At 58.8% G+C, this 23,481-nt stretch carries 20 protein-coding genes and 2 pseudogenes; 6 read left to right on the forward strand and 16 right to left on the reverse strand.

Annotated features, from left to right (window positions below):
• The first annotated feature begins 9 nt into the window (after positions 1 to 9).
• The 3 genes from CKW26_RS14040 to CKW26_RS14050 all read left to right on the forward strand — a co-directional run bounded on the left by CKW26_RS14040 (position 10) and on the right by CKW26_RS14050 (position 4,430).
• Entirely contained in the window at positions 10 to 315 is a 306-nt protein-coding gene (locus CKW26_RS14040; RefSeq protein WP_034154117.1) for a DUF6482 family protein, read from the forward strand.
• A gap of 325 nt (positions 316 to 640) precedes the next feature.
• Positions 641 to 3,046: a glucose/quinate/shikimate family membrane-bound PQQ-dependent dehydrogenase gene (locus CKW26_RS14045; protein WP_095049023.1), complete on the forward strand. Its 2,406-nt coding sequence runs from the start codon at positions 641 to 643 to the stop codon at positions 3,044 to 3,046.
• Between the two features lie 85 nt (positions 3,047 to 3,131).
• Positions 3,132 to 4,430: a carbohydrate porin gene (locus CKW26_RS14050; RefSeq protein WP_095049024.1), complete on the forward strand. Its 1,299-nt coding sequence runs from the start codon at positions 3,132 to 3,134 to the stop codon at positions 4,428 to 4,430.
• 64 nt (positions 4,431 to 4,494) lie between these two features.
• Here CKW26_RS14050 and CKW26_RS14055 read toward each other — a convergent pair whose 3' ends face one another.
• Complete coding sequence (locus CKW26_RS14055) at positions 4,495 to 4,740, reverse strand: hypothetical protein (RefSeq protein ID WP_095049097.1); 246 nt, start codon at positions 4,738 to 4,740, stop codon at positions 4,495 to 4,497.
• A gap of 175 nt (positions 4,741 to 4,915) precedes the next feature.
• The gene (locus CKW26_RS14060; RefSeq protein WP_093431462.1) at positions 4,916 to 5,563 is read right to left on the reverse strand and encodes a hydrolase; all 648 of its coding nucleotides are present in this window, start codon (positions 5,561 to 5,563) and stop codon (positions 4,916 to 4,918) included.
• 178 nt (positions 5,564 to 5,741) lie between these two features.
• Here CKW26_RS14060 and CKW26_RS14065 point away from each other — a divergent pair, with 178 nt between their 5' ends.
• Both CKW26_RS14065 and alaE read left to right on the forward strand, forming a co-directional pair.
• Positions 5,742 to 6,665, forward strand: coding sequence for a LysR family transcriptional regulator (locus CKW26_RS14065; protein ID WP_095049025.1), 924 nt, complete (start codon positions 5,742 to 5,744; stop codon positions 6,663 to 6,665).
• Between the two features lie 97 nt (positions 6,666 to 6,762).
• Positions 6,763 to 7,157: pseudogene (gene alaE, locus CKW26_RS14070) on the forward strand (L-alanine exporter AlaE).
• A gap of 87 nt (positions 7,158 to 7,244) precedes the next feature.
• Here alaE and CKW26_RS14075 read toward each other — a convergent pair.
• The 14 genes and pseudogenes from CKW26_RS14075 to CKW26_RS14140 all read right to left on the reverse strand — a co-directional run bounded on the left by CKW26_RS14075 (position 7,245) and on the right by CKW26_RS14140 (position 20,725).
• Positions 7,245 to 7,607: a metal-binding protein gene (locus CKW26_RS14075; RefSeq protein ID WP_095049026.1), complete on the reverse strand. Its 363-nt coding sequence runs from the start codon at positions 7,605 to 7,607 to the stop codon at positions 7,245 to 7,247.
• Positions 7,608 to 7,698: 91 nt separating this feature from the next.
• Positions 7,699 to 8,187 carry a DUF2867 domain-containing protein gene (locus tag CKW26_RS14080; RefSeq protein ID WP_095049027.1) on the reverse strand — a complete coding sequence of 163 codons (489 nt, stop codon included), beginning with the start codon at positions 8,185 to 8,187 and terminating at the stop codon, positions 7,699 to 7,701.
• 77 nt (positions 8,188 to 8,264) lie between these two features.
• Positions 8,265 to 8,405 (reverse strand): annotated as a pseudogene (locus tag CKW26_RS30265) (glutamine synthetase); the annotation flags it as partial.
• Between the two features lie 51 nt (positions 8,406 to 8,456).
• On the reverse strand, positions 8,457 to 11,162 hold the full coding sequence (locus CKW26_RS14090; protein WP_095049029.1) for an AAA domain-containing protein: 2,706 nt from the start codon (positions 11,160 to 11,162) through the stop codon (positions 8,457 to 8,459).
• A 108-nt stretch (positions 11,163 to 11,270) separates the two neighbouring features.
• On the reverse strand, positions 11,271 to 12,854 hold the full coding sequence (locus tag CKW26_RS14095; protein WP_095049030.1) for a M20/M25/M40 family metallo-hydrolase: 1,584 nt from the start codon (positions 12,852 to 12,854) through the stop codon (positions 11,271 to 11,273).
• On the reverse strand, positions 12,836 to 13,636 hold the full coding sequence (locus CKW26_RS14100; protein WP_176471316.1) for an amidohydrolase family protein: 801 nt from the start codon (positions 13,634 to 13,636) through the stop codon (positions 12,836 to 12,838). Before CKW26_RS14100 ends, CKW26_RS14095 begins: the two co-directional genes overlap by 19 nt.
• Before the next feature lie 63 nt (positions 13,637 to 13,699).
• Positions 13,700 to 14,488: an ABC transporter permease gene (locus CKW26_RS14105; RefSeq protein ID WP_095049032.1), complete on the reverse strand. Its 789-nt coding sequence runs from the start codon at positions 14,486 to 14,488 to the stop codon at positions 13,700 to 13,702.
• Positions 14,485 to 15,291, reverse strand: coding sequence for an ABC-2 family transporter protein (locus CKW26_RS14110; RefSeq protein WP_095049033.1), 807 nt, complete (start codon positions 15,289 to 15,291; stop codon positions 14,485 to 14,487). The genes CKW26_RS14105 and CKW26_RS14110 overlap by 4 nt, the downstream gene beginning before the upstream one ends.
• On the reverse strand, positions 15,291 to 16,277 hold the full coding sequence (locus CKW26_RS14115; RefSeq protein ID WP_095049034.1) for an ATP-binding cassette domain-containing protein: 987 nt from the start codon (positions 16,275 to 16,277) through the stop codon (positions 15,291 to 15,293). Before CKW26_RS14115 ends, CKW26_RS14110 begins: the two co-directional genes overlap by 1 nt.
• An 81-nt stretch (positions 16,278 to 16,358) precedes the next feature.
• On the reverse strand, positions 16,359 to 17,177 hold the full coding sequence (locus tag CKW26_RS14120) for a hypothetical protein (protein WP_141231859.1): 819 nt from the start codon (positions 17,175 to 17,177) through the stop codon (positions 16,359 to 16,361).
• A 73-nt stretch (positions 17,178 to 17,250) separates the two neighbouring features.
• Positions 17,251 to 17,898: a class I SAM-dependent methyltransferase gene (locus CKW26_RS14125; protein WP_095049036.1), complete on the reverse strand. Its 648-nt coding sequence runs from the start codon at positions 17,896 to 17,898 to the stop codon at positions 17,251 to 17,253.
• Between the two features lie 36 nt (positions 17,899 to 17,934).
• On the reverse strand, positions 17,935 to 19,059 hold the full coding sequence (locus tag CKW26_RS14130; protein ID WP_095049037.1) for a PQQ-binding-like beta-propeller repeat protein: 1,125 nt from the start codon (positions 19,057 to 19,059) through the stop codon (positions 17,935 to 17,937).
• Positions 19,053 to 19,487 (reverse strand): VOC family protein, encoded by a 435-nt coding sequence (locus tag CKW26_RS14135; protein WP_095049038.1) that lies wholly within the window; start codon positions 19,485 to 19,487, stop codon positions 19,053 to 19,055. The genes CKW26_RS14130 and CKW26_RS14135 overlap by 7 nt, the downstream gene beginning before the upstream one ends.
• Positions 19,484 to 20,725 (reverse strand): M48 family metallopeptidase, encoded by a 1,242-nt coding sequence (locus CKW26_RS14140; protein WP_218251766.1) that lies wholly within the window; start codon positions 20,723 to 20,725, stop codon positions 19,484 to 19,486. Before CKW26_RS14140 ends, CKW26_RS14135 begins: the two co-directional genes overlap by 4 nt.
• Positions 20,726 to 21,506: 781 nt before the next feature.
• Between CKW26_RS14140 and CKW26_RS14145 the strand changes: the two genes are divergently transcribed.
• A complete protein-coding gene (locus tag CKW26_RS14145) occupies positions 21,507 to 23,480 on the forward strand; it encodes a GTP-binding protein (RefSeq protein WP_095049040.1) in 1,974 nt (657 codons plus the stop codon).
• Position 23,481 lies beyond the last annotated feature (1 nt).

Here is a 23,481-nt window from a genome sequence, read left to right on the forward strand (position 1 = left end):
GAGTGAAGCATGAACCTGCAAGCCCTCACCGAACGTGCGGCCAACAGTGAAATACGCGAACTGGAACTGCTGTCGCTCGAAGGTGGTTTTTATCTGGCGCGGATCCGCCTGGATCACGGCCAGTTCACCCTGCTGGATGACGCGGCCAAGCCGATGCACCTGCGTTCGATCACCCACCTGCGGGACTTGCTACAGACCGTGCCGGCCTTTCCCTGCGTACTGGTGCAGCAATGCGTGCACGACGAAATGTGCGGGCGCGATTCAGGGCCTGTCGAAGAGCTGCGCATTCCGTTTTCGCTCACTACGCCCGTATGAGTCGAACCACGCACTTCAACTGGTAACGAGCGGGGCCGCGCCATTTGTCGCGTACCCGCTAAGCTGGTTTTAGGGCCGTGCGTCAGTTGAACGTTGTTGGCTGACTGAAAACAGCAAAATAGAAATGCTGTCATAACCATGATTTTTTCTGACAAAACGGCGTCTTTTGCAGGTTTTCAAAAGCTCTGCTGAAGCCTGTTAGAGCGCCATTTGCGGCCCAAGCGGGTTATCAAAAATCCAACAACGCTTTATTACTGAATTAGTGATTTAACTAGGTAGTTACCTAACTATATAATGCCCTCCTCATTTCAACGGGACATTCAACGTGAAGCAGAGTCAACGCCTCTCGGGCATATCAAAATTCATTCTGGTCGGGCTGGGCGTCGTCATCGCCCTGCTCGGCTTGGCGCTGGCTGCGGGCGGCGTGAAGTTGGTCAGCCTGGGAGGCTCGTGGTACTTCCTGGTGGGTGGCTTGGTCATGGCCGTTTCCGGTCTGCTGATCGCGCGCTACAAGCCAGCCGGTGCCTGGTTGTTTGCCGCGTTTCTGGTTGGAACAGCGATTTGGGCAGTGAGCGATGCCGGGCTGGTGTTCTGGCCGGTGTTCTCGCGCCTGTTCATGTTCAGCGCCGTCGGCCTCGCCGTGGCGCTGGTCTACCCACTGCTCAAGCGTGCCAGCGGTGGTGTTCCAGGTCGCGGTGCCTACGGCGTTGCCGCTGTGCTGGCGATTGGTCTGGCGGTCGCGGCGGGCAACATGTTCGTCGCGCACCCGACCGTTGCCGCCACCGGCACTGGCCCGGGCCTGACCCCGGTCGAGCCGGACAAGGCGCAAAAGGACTGGGCGCACTACGGTAATACCGAAGGTGGCAGCCGCTTCGCCGCGCTGGATCAGATCAATCGCGCCAACGTCGACAAACTGAAAGTCGCGTGGACCTACCACACCGGTGACGTCGCCGAGAGCGATGGCAATGGCGCTGAAGACCAGCTCACTCCGCTGCAGGTTGGCAACAAGGTGTTCATTTGCACCCCGCACAACAACCTGATCGCCCTTGATGCCGACACCGGTAAAGAGCTGTGGAAGAACGCGATCAACGCCCAGTCGAAAGTTTGGCAGCGTTGCCGTGGCATGGCCTACTTCGACGCCAGCGCTGCCATTGCTCAGCCAGCCAATTCGAAAATCATCGAAGCCAAACCAGCGCCGGCCGCCAACTGCCAGCGCCGTCTGCTGACCAACACCATCGATGCCCGTTTGATCGCGGTTGATGCTGACACTGGCGAGTTCTGCCAGGGTTTCGGCAACAATGGCCAGGTCGATCTGAAGGCCGGTCTGGGTGATGTCCCGGACAGCTACTATCAGCTGTCTTCCGCTCCGCTGATGGCCGGCACCACCGTGGTGGTTGGCGGTCGCGTGGCTGACAACGTGCAGACCGACATGCCCGGCGGCGTGATCCGTGGCTTTGACGTGATGACTGGCGCCATGCGCTGGGCCTTCGACCCGGGCAACCCGCAGGATAAAAAGGCGCCGGCAGACGGCAGCACCTATGTGCGCAGCACGCCGAACAGCTGGGCACCGATGTCCTACGACCCGGCGACCAACACCGTGTTCCTGCCGATGGGCAGCTCGTCTACCGACATTTATGGTGTCGAGCGCAGCAAACTCGATCACACCTACGGCGCTTCGATCCTCGCGCTGGACGCCACCAGCGGTGAAGAGCGTTGGGTGTTCCAGACCGTGCACAACGATCTGTGGGACTTCGACCTGCCGATGCAGCCAAGCCTGATCGACTTCACCAAGGACGGCAAAACCGTACCAGCAGTGGTCATCGGCACCAAGGCCGGCCAGATCTACGTGCTCGACCGCGCCACCGGCAAACCGCTGACCGACGTTAAAGAAGTCCCGGTCAAAGCGGCGAACATCCCGAACGAACCGTACTCGCCAACCCAGCCGAAATCGCTGGGCATGCCGCAAATCGGCGCACAACACCTGACCGAATCGGACATGTGGGGCGCAACCCCTTACGACCAGCTGCTCTGCCGCATCGACTTCAAAGGCATGCGCTACGACGGCCTGTACACCGCGCCGGGCACCGATAAATCGCTGAGTTTCCCGGGTTCGCTGGGCGGCATGAACTGGGGCAGCATCTCCACTGACCCGGTACACGGCTTTATCTTCGTCAACGACATGCGTCTGGGCCTGTGGATTCAGATGATCCCGTCGCAGAACAAAGGCCAGGCTGCTGGTGGCGGCGAAGCGCTGAACACGGGTATGGGCGCCGTGCCATTGAAAGGCACGCCATACGCGGTGAACAAAAACCGCTTCCTGTCGGTAGCCGGCATTCCGTGCCAAGCACCACCGTTTGGCACACTGACGGCGATCGACATGAAAACCCAGAAAGTCGCCTGGCAGGTTCCGGTCGGTACCGTTGAAGACACCGGTCCACTGGGCATCCGCATGCACCTGCCGATCAAGATTGGTCTGCCAACCCTCGGCGGCACCCTGTCGACCCAAGGTGGTTTGATCTTCATCGCCGGCACCCAGGACTTCTACCTGCGCGCGTTCAACAGCGGCAACGGTGAAGAAGTCTGGAAAGCACGTCTGCCAGTCGGCAGCCAAGGTGGCCCGATGACCTATGTTTCGCCGAAAACCGGCAAGCAATACATCGTCATCACCGCCGGTGGTGCCCGCCAGTCGACCGATCGCGGCGACTACGTGATGGCTTACGCCCTGCCGTAAACCACGGTGTTCACGTAAAGCGCGGCACCTTCGGGTGCCGCGCTGCTTTCCCCCTATTGCTCATGTTTTTTGCAGGAAGATTTACATGCTATCGGCTGTTGGTTTTTCCCGTTCCGACCTGTTCAAAGGCCTGTTGCTGGGCCTGACGTGCACCACCGCCCTCCCCGCGCTGGCCGACAACGATTCCGATTTGTTGACCCGCAGCACCCTCACTGGTGACTGGGGTGGCTTGCGTCACCAGATGGATGAACAGGGCATCAAGTTCACCGGCGACTACAGCGGCGAAATGGCCTACAACGCCGACGGTGGTTTGCATCGCTCGGCGCGTTACTCGCAGAACATCAAGCTCGGCGTGCAGTTCGACCTGAGCAAACTGTACGGCGTCGACAATGCCGGCAAGGTCCAGTTGACCATCAACGATCGTCGCGGCAACAGCGCCTCGGAAGATCTGGTCGGCAACCGTCTGCCGATCCAGGAAAACTACGGTGGCCTGTACACGCGCCTGACCGAACTGAGTTACGAGCGCACGCTGTTCACTCCAGCACTCAATGTGAAACTCGGCTACATGGCCATGGGCAACGACCTCGGCGGCCTCGACAGCGGCATTCTGTGCAACTTCATGAACGCCGGTTTCTGCGGCCATCCGCTGAACATGTCCGGCGGCAGCGGCTGGACCAACTACCCCAATGCGCGCCTCGGTGTGCGGGTGAAATACGACTTGTCGTCTTCCTGGCAACTGCGCGTGGCCGCGTTCAACGTCGACCCGGAAAGCAACGGCAACTCCAGCCGTGCCTGGCACCTCGGGCCAAAACACACCACCGGCACCGTGGTGCCGATCGAGCTGGTTTACAAACACGCGGGCGAGCTGCCTGGCGAATACAAGCTCGGCTACTACTACGACAGCTCCGACGTAAAACGCATCGGCAGCGACAAAGAAGTGTCCGGTCGCGGCGGTCATTATCTGCTGATCGATCAGGCGGTCTGGAACTCGCCAACTTCCGAAGGCCGCAGCCTGCATGCCTTCGGCCAATACTCGGCGGCCAGCGAAGCGGCGTCGCCGTTCAGCAAGTGGTATGGCACCGGGGTGGTTTTGTACAAACCGTTCGAAGGTCGCCCGCGTGACACCGTCGCCCTGGGTTACGGACGCGCCGTGCCGAACCCGCGCAGCCGTGACGTGCTGCAGGACGCCGCATTGAACAACGGCACGGCGTTGCCGAACCTGGACAGCGCCGAGCAACTGATCGAACTCGGCTACGGTTATCAGGCCACGCCTTGGCTGACCCTGCGCCCAAATGTGCAGTACATCATCGAGCCGGGCGCGTTTTCCGGGCAGGACATCGACAATGCACTGGTGTTTGGTTTGCAGATGAAAGCAGCGCTCTGAGGCCCCGAAAAGCAGACAATAAAAAACCCGGCTCGAATTGCCGGGTTTTTTCTTGCCTTCTAGATCACTTTTTCTTTTTGGCCGGCTTATCAGCCTTCTTCGAATCCTTGGCCTTCTCAGGTTTGCTGTCGGCTTTTTTCGCCGACTTCTTCGGCTCGGCGTCTTTTTTCTTGTCCTTCTTGTCGGAAGATTTTGAAAGCGCTGAGGCTGCCGCTGATTTCTTCTCAGGTGATGACTTTTTGTCTTTCAAATCCTTGCTGGCTTTCGAAGCGTCACCTTTGTCTTTGCTTTTCTTTTCGTCTTTAGCCACGTTGACCACCTCTCGGAGTGTGCCGTTATTGACACATCGCCTGTGCGATTGACCACAAGCTAATCATTAGGCGAGCGGCTCCGACAGCGGTTCAGATTATTTTCAAGCGTTGAAACAGGCCAAATGAAGGCAGCGCCGGCTATCGCCCACGCCACCTTCAGCAACACCTCGTGAATCAGGCCTTGTTGCCCGCCGCCTCCAGCGCCTTTTCAGCGTTGAAGCCATCGAAGTTTTCGAACACGCCCATAAAGCCTGGCACGGTCACCTCGCGCGCCCAGTCGCGCTGCAGTTCGCAGTACATCTGTACCCGGCTGATGAGCTTCGCCCCCGCCTGTTCCATTCGGCGCAACGCCGCCTCGTGCGCAGCGAGCGACGTGCCGCCCACCGCATCGACCGGCACGTAAACTTCATAGCCTTCCTGAATGGCGTCGAGCACCGGGAAGGTCAGGCAGGCTTCGGTCCACAGCGCGGTCATGATCAGTTTCTTGCGCCCGAGCGCTTTGACTGCCTGTTTGAACCCGGTGTCCTCCCAACTGTTGATCGACGTGCGGTCATAGGTGGGCAGATGGCCGAGCACCGCTTGCAACTCTTGAATCGGCGGTTTGTTGCGGCCGGTCGCGACATTGACGGTCGAGTGGATGATCGGCAGGTTGTAGTTGAGCGCCGCCTTCGCAACGCTGGTGATATTGAAGACCAGTTCATCCCGTGGCATCGAGCGGATCGAGGACACCTGAACCGGTTGATAGTCGATGATGATCAACGCTGAATTGTCGGGCGTCAGCAGTTGATCGGTGTGCGGGTTACGGATGGGTTCGCTTGCCATTTGCAGGTCCTTTTGTATGGGTAACGCACGTCGGTAAAACGGCCGGAGCCCGTGCGGCTGATGGTTCCAGAATGCACGCGAGTGACGCCGTGCCTGGAAAACCCATTGTGCTGTTCCCCTGTTCGCGGCAGTAGTAGCATCCCGAGGCGAACTGTGTCGCGCCAAGGGGAACGCGAGAATGGATATCGAAGAACTGCAAACCTTCGTCGAAGTGGCCGATGCCGGGGGCATTTCACAGGCAGCGCTGCGGCTCGGGGTTTCGAAATCAATCGTCAGCCGCCGTCTGGCCCGACTTGAAGCAGAACTGGGCGTACAACTGCTGGCACGCTCGACGCGCGGGGCATCACTCACCGAGGCCGGCGCGACGTTCCGCGATTACGCCGCCCGAGTCTGCAGCGAAATCGACATCGCCAAGGAAACCATCCTGCCCGCCGGCGCCCTGCGCGGTCGCTTGCGCGTAGCAGTGCCGTTGTCGTTCGGGCCGACACACTTCGCCCCGGTGCTGGCGGAAATGGCTCGCCGTCATCCTCAGTTGCACATGCAGACCTGCTACAGCGATCGCTTCGTTGACCTGATTACCGAGGGCTATGATTGCGCCATTCGCGTGGGTTATCTGCAGGACTCCAACTTGATCGCGAGGCGTATCGGCCCGGTCTACACCAAGCTCGTCGCAAGCCCCGACTACATCAAAGCGCACGGCGCCCCGGAAACCCCGGACGAACTGCACGCTCATCAGGCGCTCATGCAAGGCACCGAAGCCTGGCAATTCATGGCGGCTGACAAGGTCATCACGGTTCGCCCGCAAGGACGCTTCAAGGCTGACAACGGCACGGCCCTCGCCGCAGCCGCAGCTGCCGGCCTCGGCGTCGCCTACTTGCCCGATTGCCTCACCCACGAACACATTGCCTCGGGTGCACTCGTGCCGATCATGACCAACCATCCACCGCCCCCGGCCGGCGCCTACCTCCTCCGCGCGCCGGGCCCGCATCCCGCGCGCAAGATCCGCGTGCTCACGGATCTGCTGATCGAGTACTTCGGCGAATCTCCGCACCTCGCCGTGCAGCCGCTGTCACAGCACGATGAAGTGTCGGCGTTTGGCTGAGGAAAGCTGAAGCCATGAAAGGAGAATTGAGGTGCCGCAACGCCTGCAACAGTCAACGCGTCGGACTGCATTTATTGCAGACACCACGGCGCTGATCGTGTTTTTCACCACCACCGGCATCCTCAATGAACGTTTGATTGCCGGCATGACGTGGGATCAGGTTCTGCACGCGCGCCTGCTGGGCGCGGCGCTGATGATTCCGGTCGCGCGACCTTACGTATCTGGCGCGATTGGGTGATGACGCGAGCCAGTTCGGGTCGGGTGTCGAGATTGATATGGGACAGTATTGCCCTAATCAGTTTTCAAGTGCCGATCTATGCCGCGATCATTGCCTTCAGTGGTGCATCGGGCGAAGGTCTGGTGCGCGGCACACTTGGCGCGGCCGTGATGATGCTGGTTCTGGGGCGACCCTATGGAGCGTTTCTTAATCGGGTGCGGAAGCTGTTTGGTTTGCCGCCGGGTGGGGACAAGCCGATGTCGTTGAAGGGTTGAGTGGCGGGGGAAAACTTCAGGGACAGACCCCATTCAGAAAAACGTGACCTGTCCTTTAATCCCGCTCTACTGGCCAGTTCCAACAGTTCATGCTCTTGCTCCGGTTTCATAAAAGTGGTCAACGCAATAGGCTCTTTCCTTGAGTACAGGTTGCTGGCAGTCCTTCGCCAGACAAGCAGATGTACCCAGACCGCCATGATTCTCGACGATGCGTAGCTTTATCAAAGATTCCATTTCAGCTGATTCCCAGCCCTCGGGCGAGTCCAGTTTGCGGGCGTACAGGGTTTGATATTTATCCCACTCATCCGCTCGCCAAAGCTGCCCGCACACGGCACATTGCAATAGTTTGATCCAGTCCCCCGTTGCCAGGCAGCGCATTCCTGCGACAAACGCCGTGTAACGCTGACTGATATCTACCAGGTTGTCTTGACCGTTGCAGGTGCATTGCATGGTTCCACTCCAAATCTTCTTGCTTCTACTCGTTCCACCGTCAACGTCTGCCTCTGCCCCACAGCAGCTGTGCCGGCGCTGGCACCGTTAACTACATTTGGGCGGCGCCTGTATTCCGCTTGAGACGCTCGAGGTCCCTATTGATCAGCACCTTATGGACTACGCCCACCGGCAACATATAGATGCGCCCGAAGACGTTATGCGTTACGACAGACGATGTGATTGTGAACACATGATCTGTTATCGACAGGCAAATCATGACATCCAGATGTCGGTCTCTTACGCTCAGAACGAGCACGTCGGGGGCACTATGCTCGACCAGAAAAAAATCCAGCTTTTCGCCAGCCTGTATTGCCTCTCGACGGGCGCCAGAGAAACCACCGATGCGCTTCACGCCAACTAACGAGGAAATCGCATCCCTCGTTCGAAACGCCAGTCGCATGACCAGTCCCGGCTTGGCCCGCATGCAGTTCCAGGCATCAAGAGTGGTTATTTCAACAGGCAGCAGCACCGATCGGCTGTGATAGTAATCAAGATCAGGCAATGCCCTCAGGGTGTGAGCAGGTGAAGGGGCGGTCATACATGATTCCTTTCAATGGGCCGATTTGTTACTCGACATCACTTTCCTTGCGTCTCTGCGCAACGACTGTGGAGATCATCGACAAACTCCGCGCCCAACCCGCCACGCGGCTGCGGCTGCGGCTGCGGCTGCATTGCACGCACGGCTTCGCACATCTCTTTAGGGAAGTCGATCCCGCTGCTGCGATCTTCATTCAGCGGCGCAATCGGTTCCTTGCCCGGATCAATTGGGGGCAGACCCTCAGTATCTGAGGGCCTCTGCCCCAGTGCTTAAGCGCCATCTGCAGGACTGGCCCACTGCCCGATAAAGTCGCCAATTCTGCGCTCAATATCACTCTCAACGGTCCGCAGCCGCAGAATGGGAATGCCACTTCTAGCCAGAATCTCGTTTTTCATGGCGTCCCGAGCTGCCTGTACGGGGTGGTCGTGATACCCGCCATCGACTTCGATCACCCCTATCGGTTGCTTGCCCACTTTGAAATAGATCACGAAATCGCAACTGGCGCGCCGCATGAACGCTCGCTGCGGCTCTGTCCAGCTGAGGCCAACCGGCGATGCAAGCTTATCCAGCTGGATCTGTGTGTGGTACTTCAATGCCTGGCACGCCGGGGCGGACAGCGCTTCGCGCAGCAACTGTGCCACGATCTGCTCGGACCTGTAGCGTGAATCCTCGGGCCGCAAGCGGGCGTCCAGGCGTGCCAGAGACTGGTCGTACTCGCGGTACAGCAAGTCGAATGCCGACACCACGGGCGCGCGCACGATCTGCTCGTCTTGCGCGTAATAACTGATGTAGCGAATCAGCGCGGCGATGTGCCCATTGTTGTCCGTGAACACCTCGTCGCCGGTCACCAGGGTGAAGCGATGTTTGGCCCGCGAAACGGCCACGTTGATCATGCGGGGGTCGTCGACGAAATCCAGGCGTGTACGCGCCTGGTTGTAGCGTTTCTTGTCGAGCACCGTGGAAAACACGATCTCGTCGCATTCGCGCCCCTGAAACTTGTGCACGGTGTCCTTGACGAAATCCGCCGGCAAGTGCGTGCCGGACAGGTTGACTTGTGCCCTGTACGGGGCAATGTAACCGCGGCCTTCGCCGTCTATTCCGACGGGTTGCCCCTCCTCCTCAAGCACCTTCAACAGGGAGTCCAGTTCCCGAAGGTTGGTGTTCTGCCTGGCGTGGTTGCCCTTGGCGGTCACCACCAGGCGCAGGGGTTCTTCGCCGTTGTCCTCGGTCATCGGCACCAGTGCGTTGTCGTAGAACTGCTGGTTGCAGAACTGGATGATCCTGGGGTGGCAGCGGTAATGTTCTTTCAGCAGGGTTCTGGGCAGCACGTCCTGGAACACGGCAATGCATGAATCCAGCAAGCTGTAGCGCTCGCAATCGTAGGCCTCGGCGGGCGGTTGAAGCCCAAGTTTCACGGGGATATGCGGCAACTGGCGGTTGTCACCCACGACAATCAGGTTCTTGGCGCAGCCCAGCGGCAAGATACCCGGCACGATGTCCTGCAAAGAGGCTTCGTCGATGATCACGTAGTCGAGGACCGCTCCCGGCGCGATCGAATTGACGATGGAGTGCGTGCCGCTGCCCAGGATTGGGAAGCGCTGCATAAAGGCATCGAAACGCTCACGGTAGGTTTTGACATCAAAGCTGTCCGACGGCATTACCTGAAGTTGCATATGGCGCTTGAGATGCTGCATCGAAGCGGTTGTGAGTTCTTTGAGCAGCGCCGTGAAATTCGCGCGTACCAATGCTTCGCGACACTCGCGCAGCTGCGCTTCTTTGTCCCGCAGCGACTGGTCGTAATAATGCATTTGCAGTGCATGGAAAACGGCCATCCGCGCCTCGCCGTCGGCAAATGGCCTGGTGCGAAAGATCCTGAATTTGAACAGTAGCTCGATACGGTCTTTGAGATGAATGCGCTGCTCGCCGAGGTAAGCCAGGTAGGCCATGAGGTCCGCCGTCTTGCGCGGTGTCAGGCCGTACTTGTCGAGCGAGGCTGTGACCGGCACAGCGCTTTCTGCCTGCCACTGCTGCAGGTAGCGTCGCTCGATGACCAACTCGTCCAGCTCGATTTGCAGTTGCGCCGCCCTGTTGTGGTTTTGGAGATGCTGTTTCAAGCGGGCCAGCAAGGCCTGGATCTCATCCAGGGAAAGTGCCGGCTCCGGCACACTTGACGGCCACGCAGGCAGGTCGGAGAAGAAGGCCTTGCGTTTGTCCTGGTTGCCAAGCTTCGCGACCAAGTGGCCTAGGCCGTATTTCTCCAGTTTTTCGTAGACGTTTTCCACAGCAGCATTGTTGTTGGACAACACCGCGACCGTCTGCCCACGTAGCAGAATATTGGCGAGGATGTTGAGGATTGTCTGGGTCTTGCCGGTCCCTGGCGGGCCTTCGATTACGCTGACTTGCGCGCTGAACGCCCGCTCGACGGCCTGAAGCTGACTCTCGTTCAGCCCGAATGGATAGATGAGCCCCTGCCCCGGCGCCAGAGTGCCGTTGCGCCCGGTACAGTAGGCTTGCAAGGCTGTGCCAGCGATGGCCGGCAGTTTTTCGAGCTGGCGCACCACATTGTCGGCAATTTCACGATCATTCTGCGACTTGGCGTGATGCTGTCGCGCGTTCGCCACGGTAGTGAGATAGCGGAAGACCGGCGTGTCCTTCATCGGTGTCGGAGCGGAAAAGCCGATGCCGTCCATCTTGTAGACATAGGGCTTTTTACTGTCCGGGTAGTGCACAACGGCATAGCGCTCACCGTAAATCGTAGCGCTGGCGATGGGCTTGGTGCTGCCGCGCTGGTGCAGCAAGGCATTGCTCAACTCGCGGGTGGGCGAAACCAGGCAATCACTGAGCGGGCGGGTGTATTTTTTCCTGGAGGGGTAGTGACAGGTCAGCTCCAGCAATGCGTCTTTGTCGCTCCAGCGAATCGCCCAGTCGCTGATCTTTGCGGTTTTGTCCTCACCATCCATCTGAATCGAAGCCATATTCTTCGTCCCTATACGCATGACATCCGGCTTCGCTTCGCGCCGGACGCTACCTCTCCAAGAGGTGACATATTGCCATCATTGCCTACAAGGTCGATAGCCCGGCCGTTAACGCCCCCGCAGCGCCGGACGCAGTGACGAGTCGCCGAGCAGATGCAGGGTTTCTTCAAGGACGTCGACGTCAGCGATGAGGCTGGCGAAATCCCAGTAGCGGTTGAACGTATCGGATGTGCGGTGGTAGGTGTTCGAGTCATAGAAATCATGCCGCTTCATGCCTTCCTCGATGCCTCCTTTGAGCAAATCGTCGCCAGTGCTCACCTGCACCGTGGGGATATCAATTTTGGCGAAACTTGCCTGATCGGAGCGAAAAAAATATCCCGCCGAAGGCTCTTCATCGAGGCTGATTTTGCGCCCGAGGGTGTGGGCAGCGCTGACAAACACCTCGGGCAAATCGGACTGATCGCCGTCCACCAGAAACAGGTCACGGGTTCTGCCAATCGGTACGAAACCATCGACATTGAGCGCCGCCACCACATCCAGCCCCGTCTCGCGGATCAACTGTGCGACCCGTGCGGAACCGTGCATGCCGACCTCCTCGGCAGACGTCCAGGCAAAGAGCACCGTGCGCCGCAGCGGCGCCGTGGCGGCCAGACGCCTGGCCAGCTCAAGCAAGACCGCCACACCGATCGCGTTATCGACAGCGCCGGGGTAATAGCCTCTGCCGTCGGCGGTTTTGCCGAGGTGATCCAGGTGCGCGCAGAACAGGACACACTGGCGGGGAAACAGTCGGCCCTTTTTCATCGCCAGCACATTCCGGCAATGCCGAATGACAATGTCGCAATCGAGCCGCAGTTGCAGGTGTGCATCGAGCCGGCACGGGCGTCCCGCCATTGGCCTGGGGGCAGCGATGAATGCATCAAGGTCAACACCGCCGTCGGCTAACAGTCGCCGGGCAAACCGTTCACTGCAGAACCCTTCGAAATCCAGCCGACTGCGCACAGCGTGCGGAAGAAAGCGAAACGGCCGGCGCATTTCGTCCTGCACAAGGTGAAACGCGCTGCCGAACAGTTCATCGGTGTGGACGATAATGACGCCCGCCGCACCCTGGCGGGCCGCTTCCTCGTACTTGTATTCCCAGCGCCCGTAGTAACTCATGCGCTGGCCGAGGAACAGTTCGCCTCCCGGGCTGTTGCGTCCAGGATCATTGGGTAACACCACGACCACTTTGCCGACGACATCCAGTCCGGCGTAATCGTCCCAGTCGAACTGCGCAGCGACAATGCCATAGCCGACAAAGACCAAAGGCGCGTGGTCGAGCCAAACCCTGGTTTGCTGTGAGCGAATCAGCAGTTCATCGTCCTGTTCGAGGTCGTAGCGGGTATCACCCTGAATAATCGTCCGACAACTTTCGGCGCCGGATCGCGCCGTGGCGCAACCGAGAGGTACTGACTGGAACAGGCCCCGGCGGCCCTGCCAGGGCGTCAACCCCTGCGCCCGTACTTTTCGCGCAATCCACAGGGAGGCTCGCCACGCACCGGGCTCCCCTGCCCCGCGCCCGGCAAACCGGGCACCGGCCAGGGTTCGACAGGTGTCGGCGAGCGCTGCCGCATGCAGCTTGTTTTTCAGGTAACCGCGAAACACCGGGGCACGAGAGTTTTTTTGCCTGGTTTTTTTCAGGAGCGCTCGTCGCATGTCGGCTCCTCTTCCTCCGTCCACTTGAACAGTCGTGCGGCGTTGTCAAAGAACACTTGCCGGTGATACTGCTCGTCGATGGCACTGGCGCACGCGGCCACGTAGCCAGGGTAGTCGACGCTGGGCCAGCCCGATCCGAAGAGGAACCGCTCCGGTTTGCCGGTGTAATCGAGCATCCAGCGGATCGGTTCGACCATCAATCGGCCAAGCGTGGCTTGCGAAACGTCGCTTAGCGATCCTTCGATGATCGAACTGAGTTCGAGCCAGACATTGTGGTTTTTCGCCGCCAGCACAGCGGCATCGGTAAACCACGGGTTACCGCTGTGAACCAGAACGAAGTTCACGTCCGGGTGGTCCACGATGACCTCGTCCAGGCTGAGTGGGTGGGCGTACTTGAGCTTGGAGCGATGCCAGCCTGTGTCGCCACTGTGGAACAGCACAGGAACATCAAACTCACGCGCCAGAGCGTACAGCGGCATGAGCCTGGGATCGTCAGCATGCACATGCATAAATCCCAGATTGATTTTGATGGCCCCATAGATACCGCGCGCCAGTCCCTGCGCCAGCGACGCTGGCGACCACTCAGGCTGAGCGATGACCGCACACCTGGCCACGCCCAGCGCCTGCAACTGCCCGGCATCGCAACCGGGGTTATGCGAATCCGTTACGGATGCGCGGATGTCGAAGCGCGCTTGCAGCGCCTTGAATGCTTGCAGACTGTCCGTTCGCGCAAATTCGGTATGCACGTGCGCGTCGAAAACAGGCCCGGAATAACGACTCATCGAAGACTTCCCTGTGTAGACGATCCTCATTGCCGCGCATCCAGTTGCGCGGTTTCTCAAGCGCTAGCTGCTGGCACTGCTGTAAGAGCGCAGCGCAAACAGCCAGAACACCCGTGACAGACAAACAAACGCGACGGCAAAAAGCAGCGCGCCCATGACTTCCTGCCAGCCGACCATGCCCATCGCCGCCGCAACCGGGACATTGGAAACGAAATACACCGGGACCAGAAACGTCAGGACCATGCGGATCGTCTGCGGAAACGCCGTGACCGGAAACCGCGCGATCTCCATGAGCGTGTAGCTGATGATCCAGACATCACCGATCTTCACAAACCAGATCGACAAGGTGCAGGTAATCAGGAACAACGAGTAGAAAATCGCCACCCCTGCCGCCATCAACCCCAGAAACGCCGCGAGATTGCCCAGCCCTAGCGCACCTTCGCTGTGCATCGCATACACAACGACCGCGAGCCCGATCAATACGCGGGGCAGTTCCCAAAGGCTGATTTTCGAGCATGACACCAGAAACTGGCTGTCGACCGGGCGCACCAGCATGTAGTCCAGATCCCCGGTGCGCACTTGCTCCGACAGCGCATGCAGGCTCGGAAACAGCCAGACCTCAAGCAAACCTTCCAGCACCAGAGCCACGCCGAACAGCGCCAGTACCTGATGCAGGTTCCAGCCGCCCAGACTTCCGACTTCGCTGAACATGGCATCAAGGAAGTACAGCGCCAGGAGCATCCCGACCACCGTGTTCAGGGCATTGGTGACGGCATTGATACGAAACTCCAGTTCCGCAAGCATCGAATGCCTGATCAGCGCCAGCAGCACTTTCAACGGTCGCAGGTTCATATGCCGGCCCCCGAAAAACGCTTCAACCCTTGGCGCCACAGCCCCCGACGCAGCCCCACCAGCAGCACCACCCAGAACAGTTGCACCGCAAACCCCTGCAGCAGATCGCCGCCGTCGGCGGCCTTGCCGATCAGCACCTTGACCGGAAAATCCAGTGAGGCGGAAAACGGCAGCAGCGCCACTAGATGACGGGTCGCTTCGGGAAACAGGTCAACCGGAATCAGCATGCCGCCCAGCACCGTGTACATCGACCAGACCATTGCATCCAGCGCCAGCGAATTGGCCATCCAGAACGCAAGCAGGCCGACGCAGTAATAGATATGGAAAATAATGATCCAGGCCAGCACCAGCGAGACGAGGAACAACGGTAATCGCCAGGCGACAGCTGCCAGGTCGATGGCAAACAACGAGGCGCCGACACAGAACACGGTGATGACGATCGGTGCGCGCACCACCATCTGCCCCAAATGCTCTGCCACGTGAAACCAGAAAGGTGCGACCGGTTTCAGCAGTCGACCGGACAGCGTGCCTTGGCGGATTTCGTCGTTCAGAACGAAGATGACCCATACGGCAGTCAGCTGTCTGACCAGATAGATGCCGAGGAAATACGCCACGAAATCACTGGGCGCATAACCGCCGATGACCTTGTCCCGTGACAGCTCCCACCAAATCATCATCATGAACAACGGTGCGACGCCGCTGACCAACCAGACAAACAACTGCGCCCGGTAGACCACGGTCACCAGCACGCTTGTGCGCAGCAGGCGTCCGGCAATGCCGGGCCACGAAGCCAGCGCAACCATTACGCGTGCTCCTTTGGCAGCAGCAGGCGCGGAAACGCCTGCTCCAGGGAGGGCGTCTGGATCGAGATGTCTGTCACCGGAAAGTTCGCCAGCAGTTGCCCCACGGTGTCGGCGAATTGCTCTTCAGGCACCAACAACTCGGCACTATCACTGTCCAGGCTGAGCAGAGTGCCGTAAACGCTCAGTTCGTCACTGCCCACTTGCGAGGAAAAGCGCAGGCTGACCTGGCGTTCATTGACGTGCGCCTTGACCAGTGCCTGACGTGCGCCATCGAACACCACGCGTCCCTGGTCCAGCACAATGACGCGGTTGGCCAATGCCTCGATGTCCGCCATGTAATGTGAGGTGAGAATAATCGTGGCGCCGGACTCGCGATTGTACTCAAGGAGGAATTTGCGGATGGCGACCTGCATCTCCAGATCGAGGCCGATGGTCGGCTCGTCGAGAAACAGGATACTCGGGCGATGCAGCAGCGACAGGATGAGCTCGCATTTCATCCGCTCGCCCAGCGACAGCTTCCTGACTGGACGCCGAATGATGTCACCGGCCGACAGCAACTGGCACAGCTCATCGATCCGGCGCCTGCATTCGACAGGCGCAATATCGTACAGCGCACCATGAAGATGGAAGGACTCCAGCGCCGGCAGATCCCATGTCAGTTGCTGCTTTTGCCCCATCACCAGGGCGATTGACTTGAGGAACTCCGCGCGCCGCTTGAACGGGTCATGGCCCAATACCGAAAGATGGCCGCCGCTCGGTCGCACGATACCCGAGAGCATTTTCAGCGTGGTGGTCTTGCCCGCGCCATTACCGCCGAGAAAACCAACCACTTCACCCGCGTCTATCGAGAAGGAAACATCCGTAACAGCCGGCACGTACGTCTTCTCGCGACGAAAGTAACGCAACAGGCTGCGCGATTGGTCGTCACGGGCCCGGTAAACCTCGTAAACCTTGCTGATACCACACAGCTCGATTGCTTTTGACATACCTATCCTTGAAATCCCGCATCCTTCACTTCAGTCAACACGCCAGCATGTAACGGTGGCGATCCCTGTATGTTGGCGTACTCAGCCACGGCGAGCCAGCAGTTGATCGTGATGGGCTTGCACAGACAAACCGTCGTCGATCACCAGGCAAACCGCTGGCGCCAGACTCGATCGGGCCAACAGGCCGAGGCCGAGTACTTCTTGCAGTTTGAAACCGGCCGCCTGCAGCAACGCCTTCGTCCGATCGACGTCGACCGTGATCAGGTGCACCAGACACGGCGCCGCCATCAGAGCGGTCGACGCGTTGCCGGGTAACGCCTGACGTTCAAGAAAGGCCAGACGCTGCTGACCGATCATCAAGCGTCCCGGCTCCATTGCGATGCTGACCCGGTCATCCAGGTGTGTGAAGTAATGGTGTTGTTCCTGCTTCGGCCGGGCACAGAGCAATGACACTCCGCCGAGCGCAAACAAACCGTTATCCGAGACTTGAGTGGCAAGGTCGCCACCGATGCCGCGCACGTACTCGATGAGCGACACACTGACATCGCCCGTATCACCGGCGGGTAAGTCGGCGATCAGCCAGGCCGGCGCCGTCTCGCCCGCCGGAGCCTTGGCCGACAGGGCCAGGGCTGCGCGCTGCGAGGGCAAAAGGCACGCCAGATGTGCCATCAGATCCGTTGAACACAGCCAGATTGAACAGCCTCGATCGCTCCCCGGCGCATTGCCCGTGCAGAACTCCAGATACCCGCCGCTCAACCGGAAGAATGCGCTGACGCGGCCATCATCGTGACGCACTTGTCGCGTATGCGCCATGAAGCCTGCGCGGGTGAACTGACCGATGACCTCATCGAACAGGCCTTGCGACACGGGGTAGACGACGTGATCCAGGTGGGAAATCACCGGCGCCTTCCCCGCAAAGCACATCGCTCACCCGCTACACCTGGCGACTGCCGCAATGGTTTTTTGCGCTGCGTCACGCAGCTACGCCTGTCGAGGCTTTTGTGCCTCGGGTGCAGAGCGTTACGCCATGCTCGTGCACACCACCACGTTTTTCCTCCTGGCTGACGGCTTGCAGGCCAGCCGCTTCGAAAGCTTCGAGGAATCGGCTTCGTGACCAGCGTGTCAGCTTGACCTCCAGCTCTTGCTCCCATCCCTGCGACTCTTCGCTTTCTTCGTAATAGTCCACCATGACAATCAGCTCGCCACCGGGCGCCAGCAGGCCGGCGGCTTTTTCGATAGCGGCGGTGACGTCTTCGAAGTAATAGAACACCTCCATGGAAAAAATCAGCTCAAACTGCATGCCCGCCGGTGGGCGCCAGTTCATGAAACTCTCGACATCGATGTCGACATTGTTGCAATCCTCGACTCTGGTTCTGCACATGCGCGCCATTTCCTGACTGAGCTCCACAGCCCGGCAATAGCCGTTGGCAAACTTCGAGCGAGCCATATACTCCAGGGCATATCCGTTGCCCGGACCGATCTCCAGGTAGCGACCTGTAGACGATTCAAGCGCGGACAATACCGGCTCGACCCGTGCCCAATGCTCGCGCGCCATGTCCACCGCGCCATCCTCGATGGCCCATTCGTCGAAGAGCGTCTCGACTTGCAGTTCGTGACTCATCCACCACTCCTGTTTACTGCCGGGGTTCGATCCACGCTAGCGGATCCATTGATAAAAATGCACAGCGTTACGGTGCGAGCCAATCACCAGGTGCCCATCATCAGTGAGCAACGGAGAGGAATGAAATCCCGTGTCGTGCTCCAGTTGCCACAAGGTTTGTCCGCTATGTTGCGCCAGGCAGTGCAAACGCTCGTCGGTGCCGACGAACAACGCGTCGCCGCTTGGCAGCACGGTAAAGGGTGTGTAGCGGAACTCGCAGGCGAGATTGACCCGCCACAACATTTTCAGGCTGTGCAGATCAATGCCGTACACGTGACCGTCATTGCTGCCGACGTACGCCACACCTTCCGGTGACAGACTCGGACACGAGACTACGAAACCGTCGGTGTGAAATTGCCGCAGCACCGTACCGTCGGCAGCATCGAAGACAATGATCTTGCCGTCGACTTCGGTGCCGATGATCCCGCGCCCCGAGGCATGATCGATCGCAGCAGTGCCTTCAAACCGGCTGGTTTCGGTAATTCTCCAGCGCTCCTCGCCTTCGGGGCTGAAGCACATCAGCACATTGTCTGTGCCGACGATGACATTGCCGTTCCCGTCCAGTGCCGGCGAGCTATAGAGGTCATCCTCAACCTGCTCGTCGAAGGACTGCTTCCACAGCAACGTGCCCGAAACGTGGTCGACGGCGTAGAGCGTATGGTCGTAGCTGCCGGCGTAGACGATATGTCTGGCGGAGTCGATGGTCGGGCTGGCGTGAAACGGCCCTTGCGCCTGAAACGTCCACAGGCATTCGCCGTCACAGGTTATGCGACGTAGCAGATGGTCCTCGCAGCCCACGACGAAACTGCCGTCCGCCGACACGGCGGGCGAGCTATAGACCGGTCCCTGAGTCGCAAACCGCCACTGCGGCTCGCCGTCACTCAAGCGTACGCACTGCAAGCTGTTGTCCCAGCAGCCGAACAGAATCCGGTCATCTGCGATCCTGCCGGGAATGCTCCATACCCTCTCGTCGCAGGAAACCGTGCGTTGAAAAGCAGGAGGAGCCTGCCAGTTCTTGTGCGAGATTTCGCGCCAGGGTCTGTGGCTGCGCAGCGCCTGGTTGTTTTTGTACCAAGTGCTTTGCAGGTGCTGCGCATATGCCGTTCCGGGTCCGTTCAGCATGAGGTGTGCCTGGCACTTTCGATACCGCCGCCGTACTTCTCGGAGATTTCGACTTTGTAACCGTTAGGATCAATAAAATAAACGGAACGTGAAGAATGGTATTGAACTTCATAGTCCGGCAGCAACTTTACGCCGTGATCGCGAAGTTGCGTCAGCACCCGATCGAAGTCTTCTACTAAAATCCCGAAGTGGGTAATTTCCAGTCCGTCGTTTTTTACGCCGCGGCCTTCTGCATATTCATGCATGCATAAGTAAAGTGTTTCATTGGCACCGATCGTCATCCAGCGGGTAAATGCGCGAATGCCCACTTCCTTGACTTCGAAGCCAAACACGCGCGCATAAAAATCGCGACTCTCTTCAATGTCGGCGACGTCCAGTTGAATATGATCCACAGCAACTATCTTGATCTTGTCGAGTGCAGCGCTCATTGGACTAACCCTCGATATTCGTCGGGCAATATACCGTCAGCTTGCCAACGGTCGATGCAGGACGTGAAGAAAGGCAATTGTTCTGGAAGGTGCTGTAAGGCGACCTCATAACCGGCGACGCCTGCGGATATATTGGTCGTGTCCAGCGACAAGGTGTCTTTGAATGCCGCCAGTGCCTGATCGAAGTTACCCATTTGCTGATGACAGGCACCGATCATGTACTGCGAATACGTCACGCGTGGAAAACCGATATCGTAAGCTTGCTGATAACGTTGCAACGCACGCTGCCACTGCTGATCCTTGACTTCGATTTCGGCAGCCTCGTGATAGGAAATGCTCCAGTGAGGATCGTAGGCGATCAACTCGTCGGCCACCTGGCGTGCGCTCTCGATGTCGCGGGCGACATAGAGCATTTCCTTGAGCTTGGATTCGTAAACAGTCTTGCGCGCTTCCCTTGCCGGAATACTCGCGCCTTTTTCTCCACGGATGACCGCATCGGCATATTCTTCGGCCAGCAGCATGTATTGTCGCGTGGTTGCCACGTCGCCCCGGGCTGCCGGCACCATGGCCAGTCCGCGATAGAACGATGACAGCGAAACCAGATCCACCGGCGCGTCGCTCGAAGCAATCTGCCGGGCGGCCTTTTCGCCAGCGTCGATGAACCATTTATTCAATTCATCATCGATGGAATCGCCTTTCAGTTTCCAGACAATCGCCTGCGAGCAAACGTCCAGAACCCTGGACGGTGGCATACGTTGAGCCTGTAGCAATGCCTTGAGCGCAGTGAAGTCTTGCTGATGCGAAGTGGTCATTTCAAGACGGTTCTGAATGGCAAACCGGGTCAGATGAAATGTCACACGCTGGTCGGGAAACAGTGCCTCGTAAGGTATTTTGGTCAATACCTGATTGGCGTAACGGTACCTGCAACTGGCGGCCAGACACTGTGCAAGGCTCAATTTCTGCACCGGCGGGGCCCATTCCAGCATGTCGGCCAACCACTTGACCTTGGTCACCGGGCCATCCATCGGGTAAGAAAAAAACTCCAGTTCGTCGACACCGATTGCGTGGCGCTGCGCCACTTCAATCAGCGTTGAGGGCTCAAGCAGTTGAGGCACCCGGTAAGGCACCTCATCGAAGTTCTGCTCCGCCAGCCCCGCACACACGGAGCGCGACCAATTCGTCGGATGGGCGCCTGCGTCATCATAGAAAAACACGGCGCGCGAAAAAGCATCGTCCAATTTGCTGTGCATATCACTTTCCCTAATGACATGTAGAAACTGCGCTGTCGAGATTAAATACGGCCGAAACAATGCTTCGGCCGTACCTCACAAGACACCGGTATCTTGTGTACAGCGGACAATCAGAGGATGAACAGTGCCGAAAGGATTCGGTTCTGTACGCTATTGAACTTAATCATGTTGAAGCTCCTTTTTAAAAGTATGCATGGCATATCCATGCGATTCCGTTACTTCGTTCACGACCGAATCTTTCAATGCGGCCGAAATGGAAGTTACTGCTTCTCAGAGGATGAACAGCGCCGACAGCATCCGATTTTGTACGCTTTGATATTTGATCATTTCACTGTCTCCATGTGATTTAAAGTTTGCTGCAAATTGCAGCGACGTAAGATTTAGCTGTCGTCCGAAGATACGTCAAGAAAGTTTGTGAAAGGCACGCGCCAGGGCCAAACGAACCTTCTAGTTAGTTCCGTTGGCGTTTTTCGACGTGTATCAATGGTTTAAATGAAAAATAACCCGATCATGTTTTTTGCGATGCGCGACGGTGCACAGAAAGTTACCCGCCGTCGCGCCTCGCAATTTCGGCACCTTCAGCGTTAAAAGGTACAGCAGAAACAAATTGCAACAGTCCGTGGTGAATTGACGCACCTACAAACCTCAACTAGTTTAAACAACCGTCACCGGTGGTAACTGGATGTATCCGCCGTGGGACAGCGCATTCGAATGGAGTTCGACCGGCCGACACCCGCCTCGTCAGCCGTATGATCAGGAGCGATCAACCATGAAGTCCCTTAATCTGGGAATCCTCGCGCACGTCGATGCCGGCAAGACCAGCCTTACCGAACGGATCCTGTTCGATGTCGGTGCGCGTTTGCGCCTGGGCAGTGTGGATTCGGGCAACACCTGCACCGACAGCCTGCTGCTGGAACGGGAGCGTGGCATCACGATCAAATCCGCCGTGGCCTCGTTCGAGCTCAACCACCTGCTGATCAATCTGCTGGACACCCCCGGGCACCCGGATTTCATTGCCGAGGTGGAGCGTACGCTCGCCTTGCTCGACCTCGCCGTCGTCGTGGTGTCGGCCGTCGAGGGGGTTCAGGCGCAAACCCGGGTACTGGTCAACGCCCTGCAACGAATGGCGATACCTCATGTTTTCTTCATCAACAAGGTTGATCGTAAAGGCGCCGATTTCCTGCGCACCCTGGAGGCTCTCCAGGCTCAGCTCAAGAGTCACCCGTTGGCCTTGTGCACTGTGCGAGACGCCGGCACGGCACAGGCCACGGTCGAACGCATTGATCAGGCGTCAGCCGAGGTCACGTCACAGTGGCTGGACGTGCTGTGCGAACACGATGAGACGTTGTTGCACGACTACGTGACGGCGGCGCAAACAATCGACGGTTCGCGCCTTGAACAAGTGGTGCGCGAGCAACTGGGCAGAGGCCTGGTCAATCCGGTGTTTGCCGGGTCCGCCATTACCGGTGTTGGCGTCGCACAGATGATCGAGACGCTCACGCGGTTGGCCCCGGCCAGATGTCACGATGCCGAGGCACCTGTGCTTGCCTCGGTATTCAAGATCGATCGGGGCTGGGGTGGGCACCGGCGTTTTCATGTCTGTGTCCAGGCCGGCACGCTGCACGTACGCCAATCGATCGAGACGCCGCAAGGCACCAGCCGGATCACCGCCATTCAGGTCTCCGAAAGCGGCGGTCTGCAACCGGCAACGCTTGCCCGCGCAGGCCAGATCGCTTGCGTCACCGGGCTTGAAGGCGTGCGCATCGGCGATCGGATCGGCGCGTGCAGAGAACGCAACACAGCCGCGCGCACCTTTACCCCGCCGGCGATCGAAACCCATGTTTCAGCCGCTTTGCCAGCGCAGACCAAAGCCCTCTGGGAAGCATTGAGCCTGCTGGCCGAACAGGATCCACTGATCGATTTGCGCCGAAACCCGGCGGGGCTAATGTTCGTTTCGCTGTACGGCGAGGTGCAAAAGGAAATCATCCAGGCCACGCTGCAAGAGGAGTACGCCATCGAGGCGATCTTCGAGGAAAGCTCGGCGATCTGCGTTGAAACCTTGCAAGCGTCTGGTCAGGCCCAGGAATCAATCGATGAACCCGACAACCCGTTTCTCGCCACCGTCGGTATTCGTGTCAGTCCAGGGACGGCAGGATCGGGGCTCACATTCATTCGTCAAGCCCATGCCGGGCTGATGCCGACGAGCTTCTACAAAGCGATTGAAGAATCGGTCTTCGAGAGTCTCAAGGAAGGCCCGTGCGGCTGGATGGTTCACGATTGCGAGGTGATATTGACCACCGTCGACTATGCATCGCCCTCAAGCACTGCGGCTGATTTTCGACACCTCACACCGCTGGTACTGGCTGCAGCGATCAGCCGCGCCGGCACCGCGGTCTGCGAGCCGCGCAGCCAGTTCAGCATCGAAGTGCCGGCGGCCTTGAGCAGCGCGGTGCATGGTTTGCTGGCCAAGGCCGGGGCCACAATCCATGGCACCACGCTGGACGCAGAGACCGCGCGGATCGAAGGCTCGATCGTCACCACGCGAATCTACAAGTTGCAGCACCAGATACCCGATGTCACCAGCGGCCTTGGTTTTATGGAAAGCCAATTGGCCACGTATACGCCAGTCACGGGCACTGCGCCTCGCCGGGAGCGCACCTTGGCCAACCCTTACAATCGCCAGGATTACCTGCGGCAAGTCAGACTGGGCTTGCGCACCGGACGGCCGGCAAGCAGTGCTTGAT

The organism is Pseudomonas sp. Irchel s3h9, from assembly GCF_900187475.1.
In the GTDB taxonomy this organism is placed as follows: domain Bacteria; phylum Pseudomonadota; class Gammaproteobacteria; order Pseudomonadales; family Pseudomonadaceae; genus Aquipseudomonas; species Aquipseudomonas neuropathica.

Excerpts from the sequence above, each read along its gene's own strand:
- CKW26_RS14040 (WP_034154117.1), top strand. The coding sequence starts at position 10 with ATGAACCTGCAAGCCCTCACCGAACGTGCGGCCAACAGTGAAATACGC.
- CKW26_RS14050 (WP_095049024.1), top strand. The coding sequence starts at position 3,132 with ATGCTATCGGCTGTTGGTTTTTCCCGTTCCGACCTGTTCAAAGGCCTG.
- CKW26_RS14060 (WP_093431462.1), bottom strand. The coding sequence starts at position 5,563 with ATGGCAAGCGAACCCATCCGTAACCCGCACACCGATCAACTGCTGACG.
- CKW26_RS14065 (WP_095049025.1), top strand. The coding sequence starts at position 5,742 with ATGGATATCGAAGAACTGCAAACCTTCGTCGAAGTGGCCGATGCCGGG.
- CKW26_RS14075 (WP_095049026.1), bottom strand. The coding sequence starts at position 7,607 with ATGCAATGCACCTGCAACGGTCAAGACAACCTGGTAGATATCAGTCAG.
- CKW26_RS14080 (WP_095049027.1), bottom strand. The coding sequence starts at position 8,187 with ATGACCGCCCCTTCACCTGCTCACACCCTGAGGGCATTGCCTGATCTT.
- CKW26_RS14090 (WP_095049029.1), bottom strand. The coding sequence starts at position 11,162 with ATGGCTTCGATTCAGATGGATGGTGAGGACAAAACCGCAAAGATCAGC.
- CKW26_RS14095 (WP_095049030.1), bottom strand. The coding sequence starts at position 12,854 with ATGCGACGAGCGCTCCTGAAAAAAACCAGGCAAAAAAACTCTCGTGCC.
- CKW26_RS14100 (WP_176471316.1), bottom strand. The coding sequence starts at position 13,636 with ATGAGTCGTTATTCCGGGCCTGTTTTCGACGCGCACGTGCATACCGAA.
- CKW26_RS14105 (WP_095049032.1), bottom strand. The coding sequence starts at position 14,488 with ATGAACCTGCGACCGTTGAAAGTGCTGCTGGCGCTGATCAGGCATTCG.
- CKW26_RS14110 (WP_095049033.1), bottom strand. The coding sequence starts at position 15,291 with ATGGTTGCGCTGGCTTCGTGGCCCGGCATTGCCGGACGCCTGCTGCGC.
- CKW26_RS14115 (WP_095049034.1), bottom strand. The coding sequence starts at position 16,277 with ATGTCAAAAGCAATCGAGCTGTGTGGTATCAGCAAGGTTTACGAGGTT.
- CKW26_RS14125 (WP_095049036.1), bottom strand. The coding sequence starts at position 17,898 with ATGAGTCACGAACTGCAAGTCGAGACGCTCTTCGACGAATGGGCCATC.
- CKW26_RS14130 (WP_095049037.1), bottom strand. The coding sequence starts at position 19,059 with ATGCTGAACGGACCCGGAACGGCATATGCGCAGCACCTGCAAAGCACT.
- CKW26_RS14135 (WP_095049038.1), bottom strand. The coding sequence starts at position 19,487 with ATGAGCGCTGCACTCGACAAGATCAAGATAGTTGCTGTGGATCATATT.
- CKW26_RS14145 (WP_095049040.1), top strand. The coding sequence starts at position 21,507 with ATGAAGTCCCTTAATCTGGGAATCCTCGCGCACGTCGATGCCGGCAAG.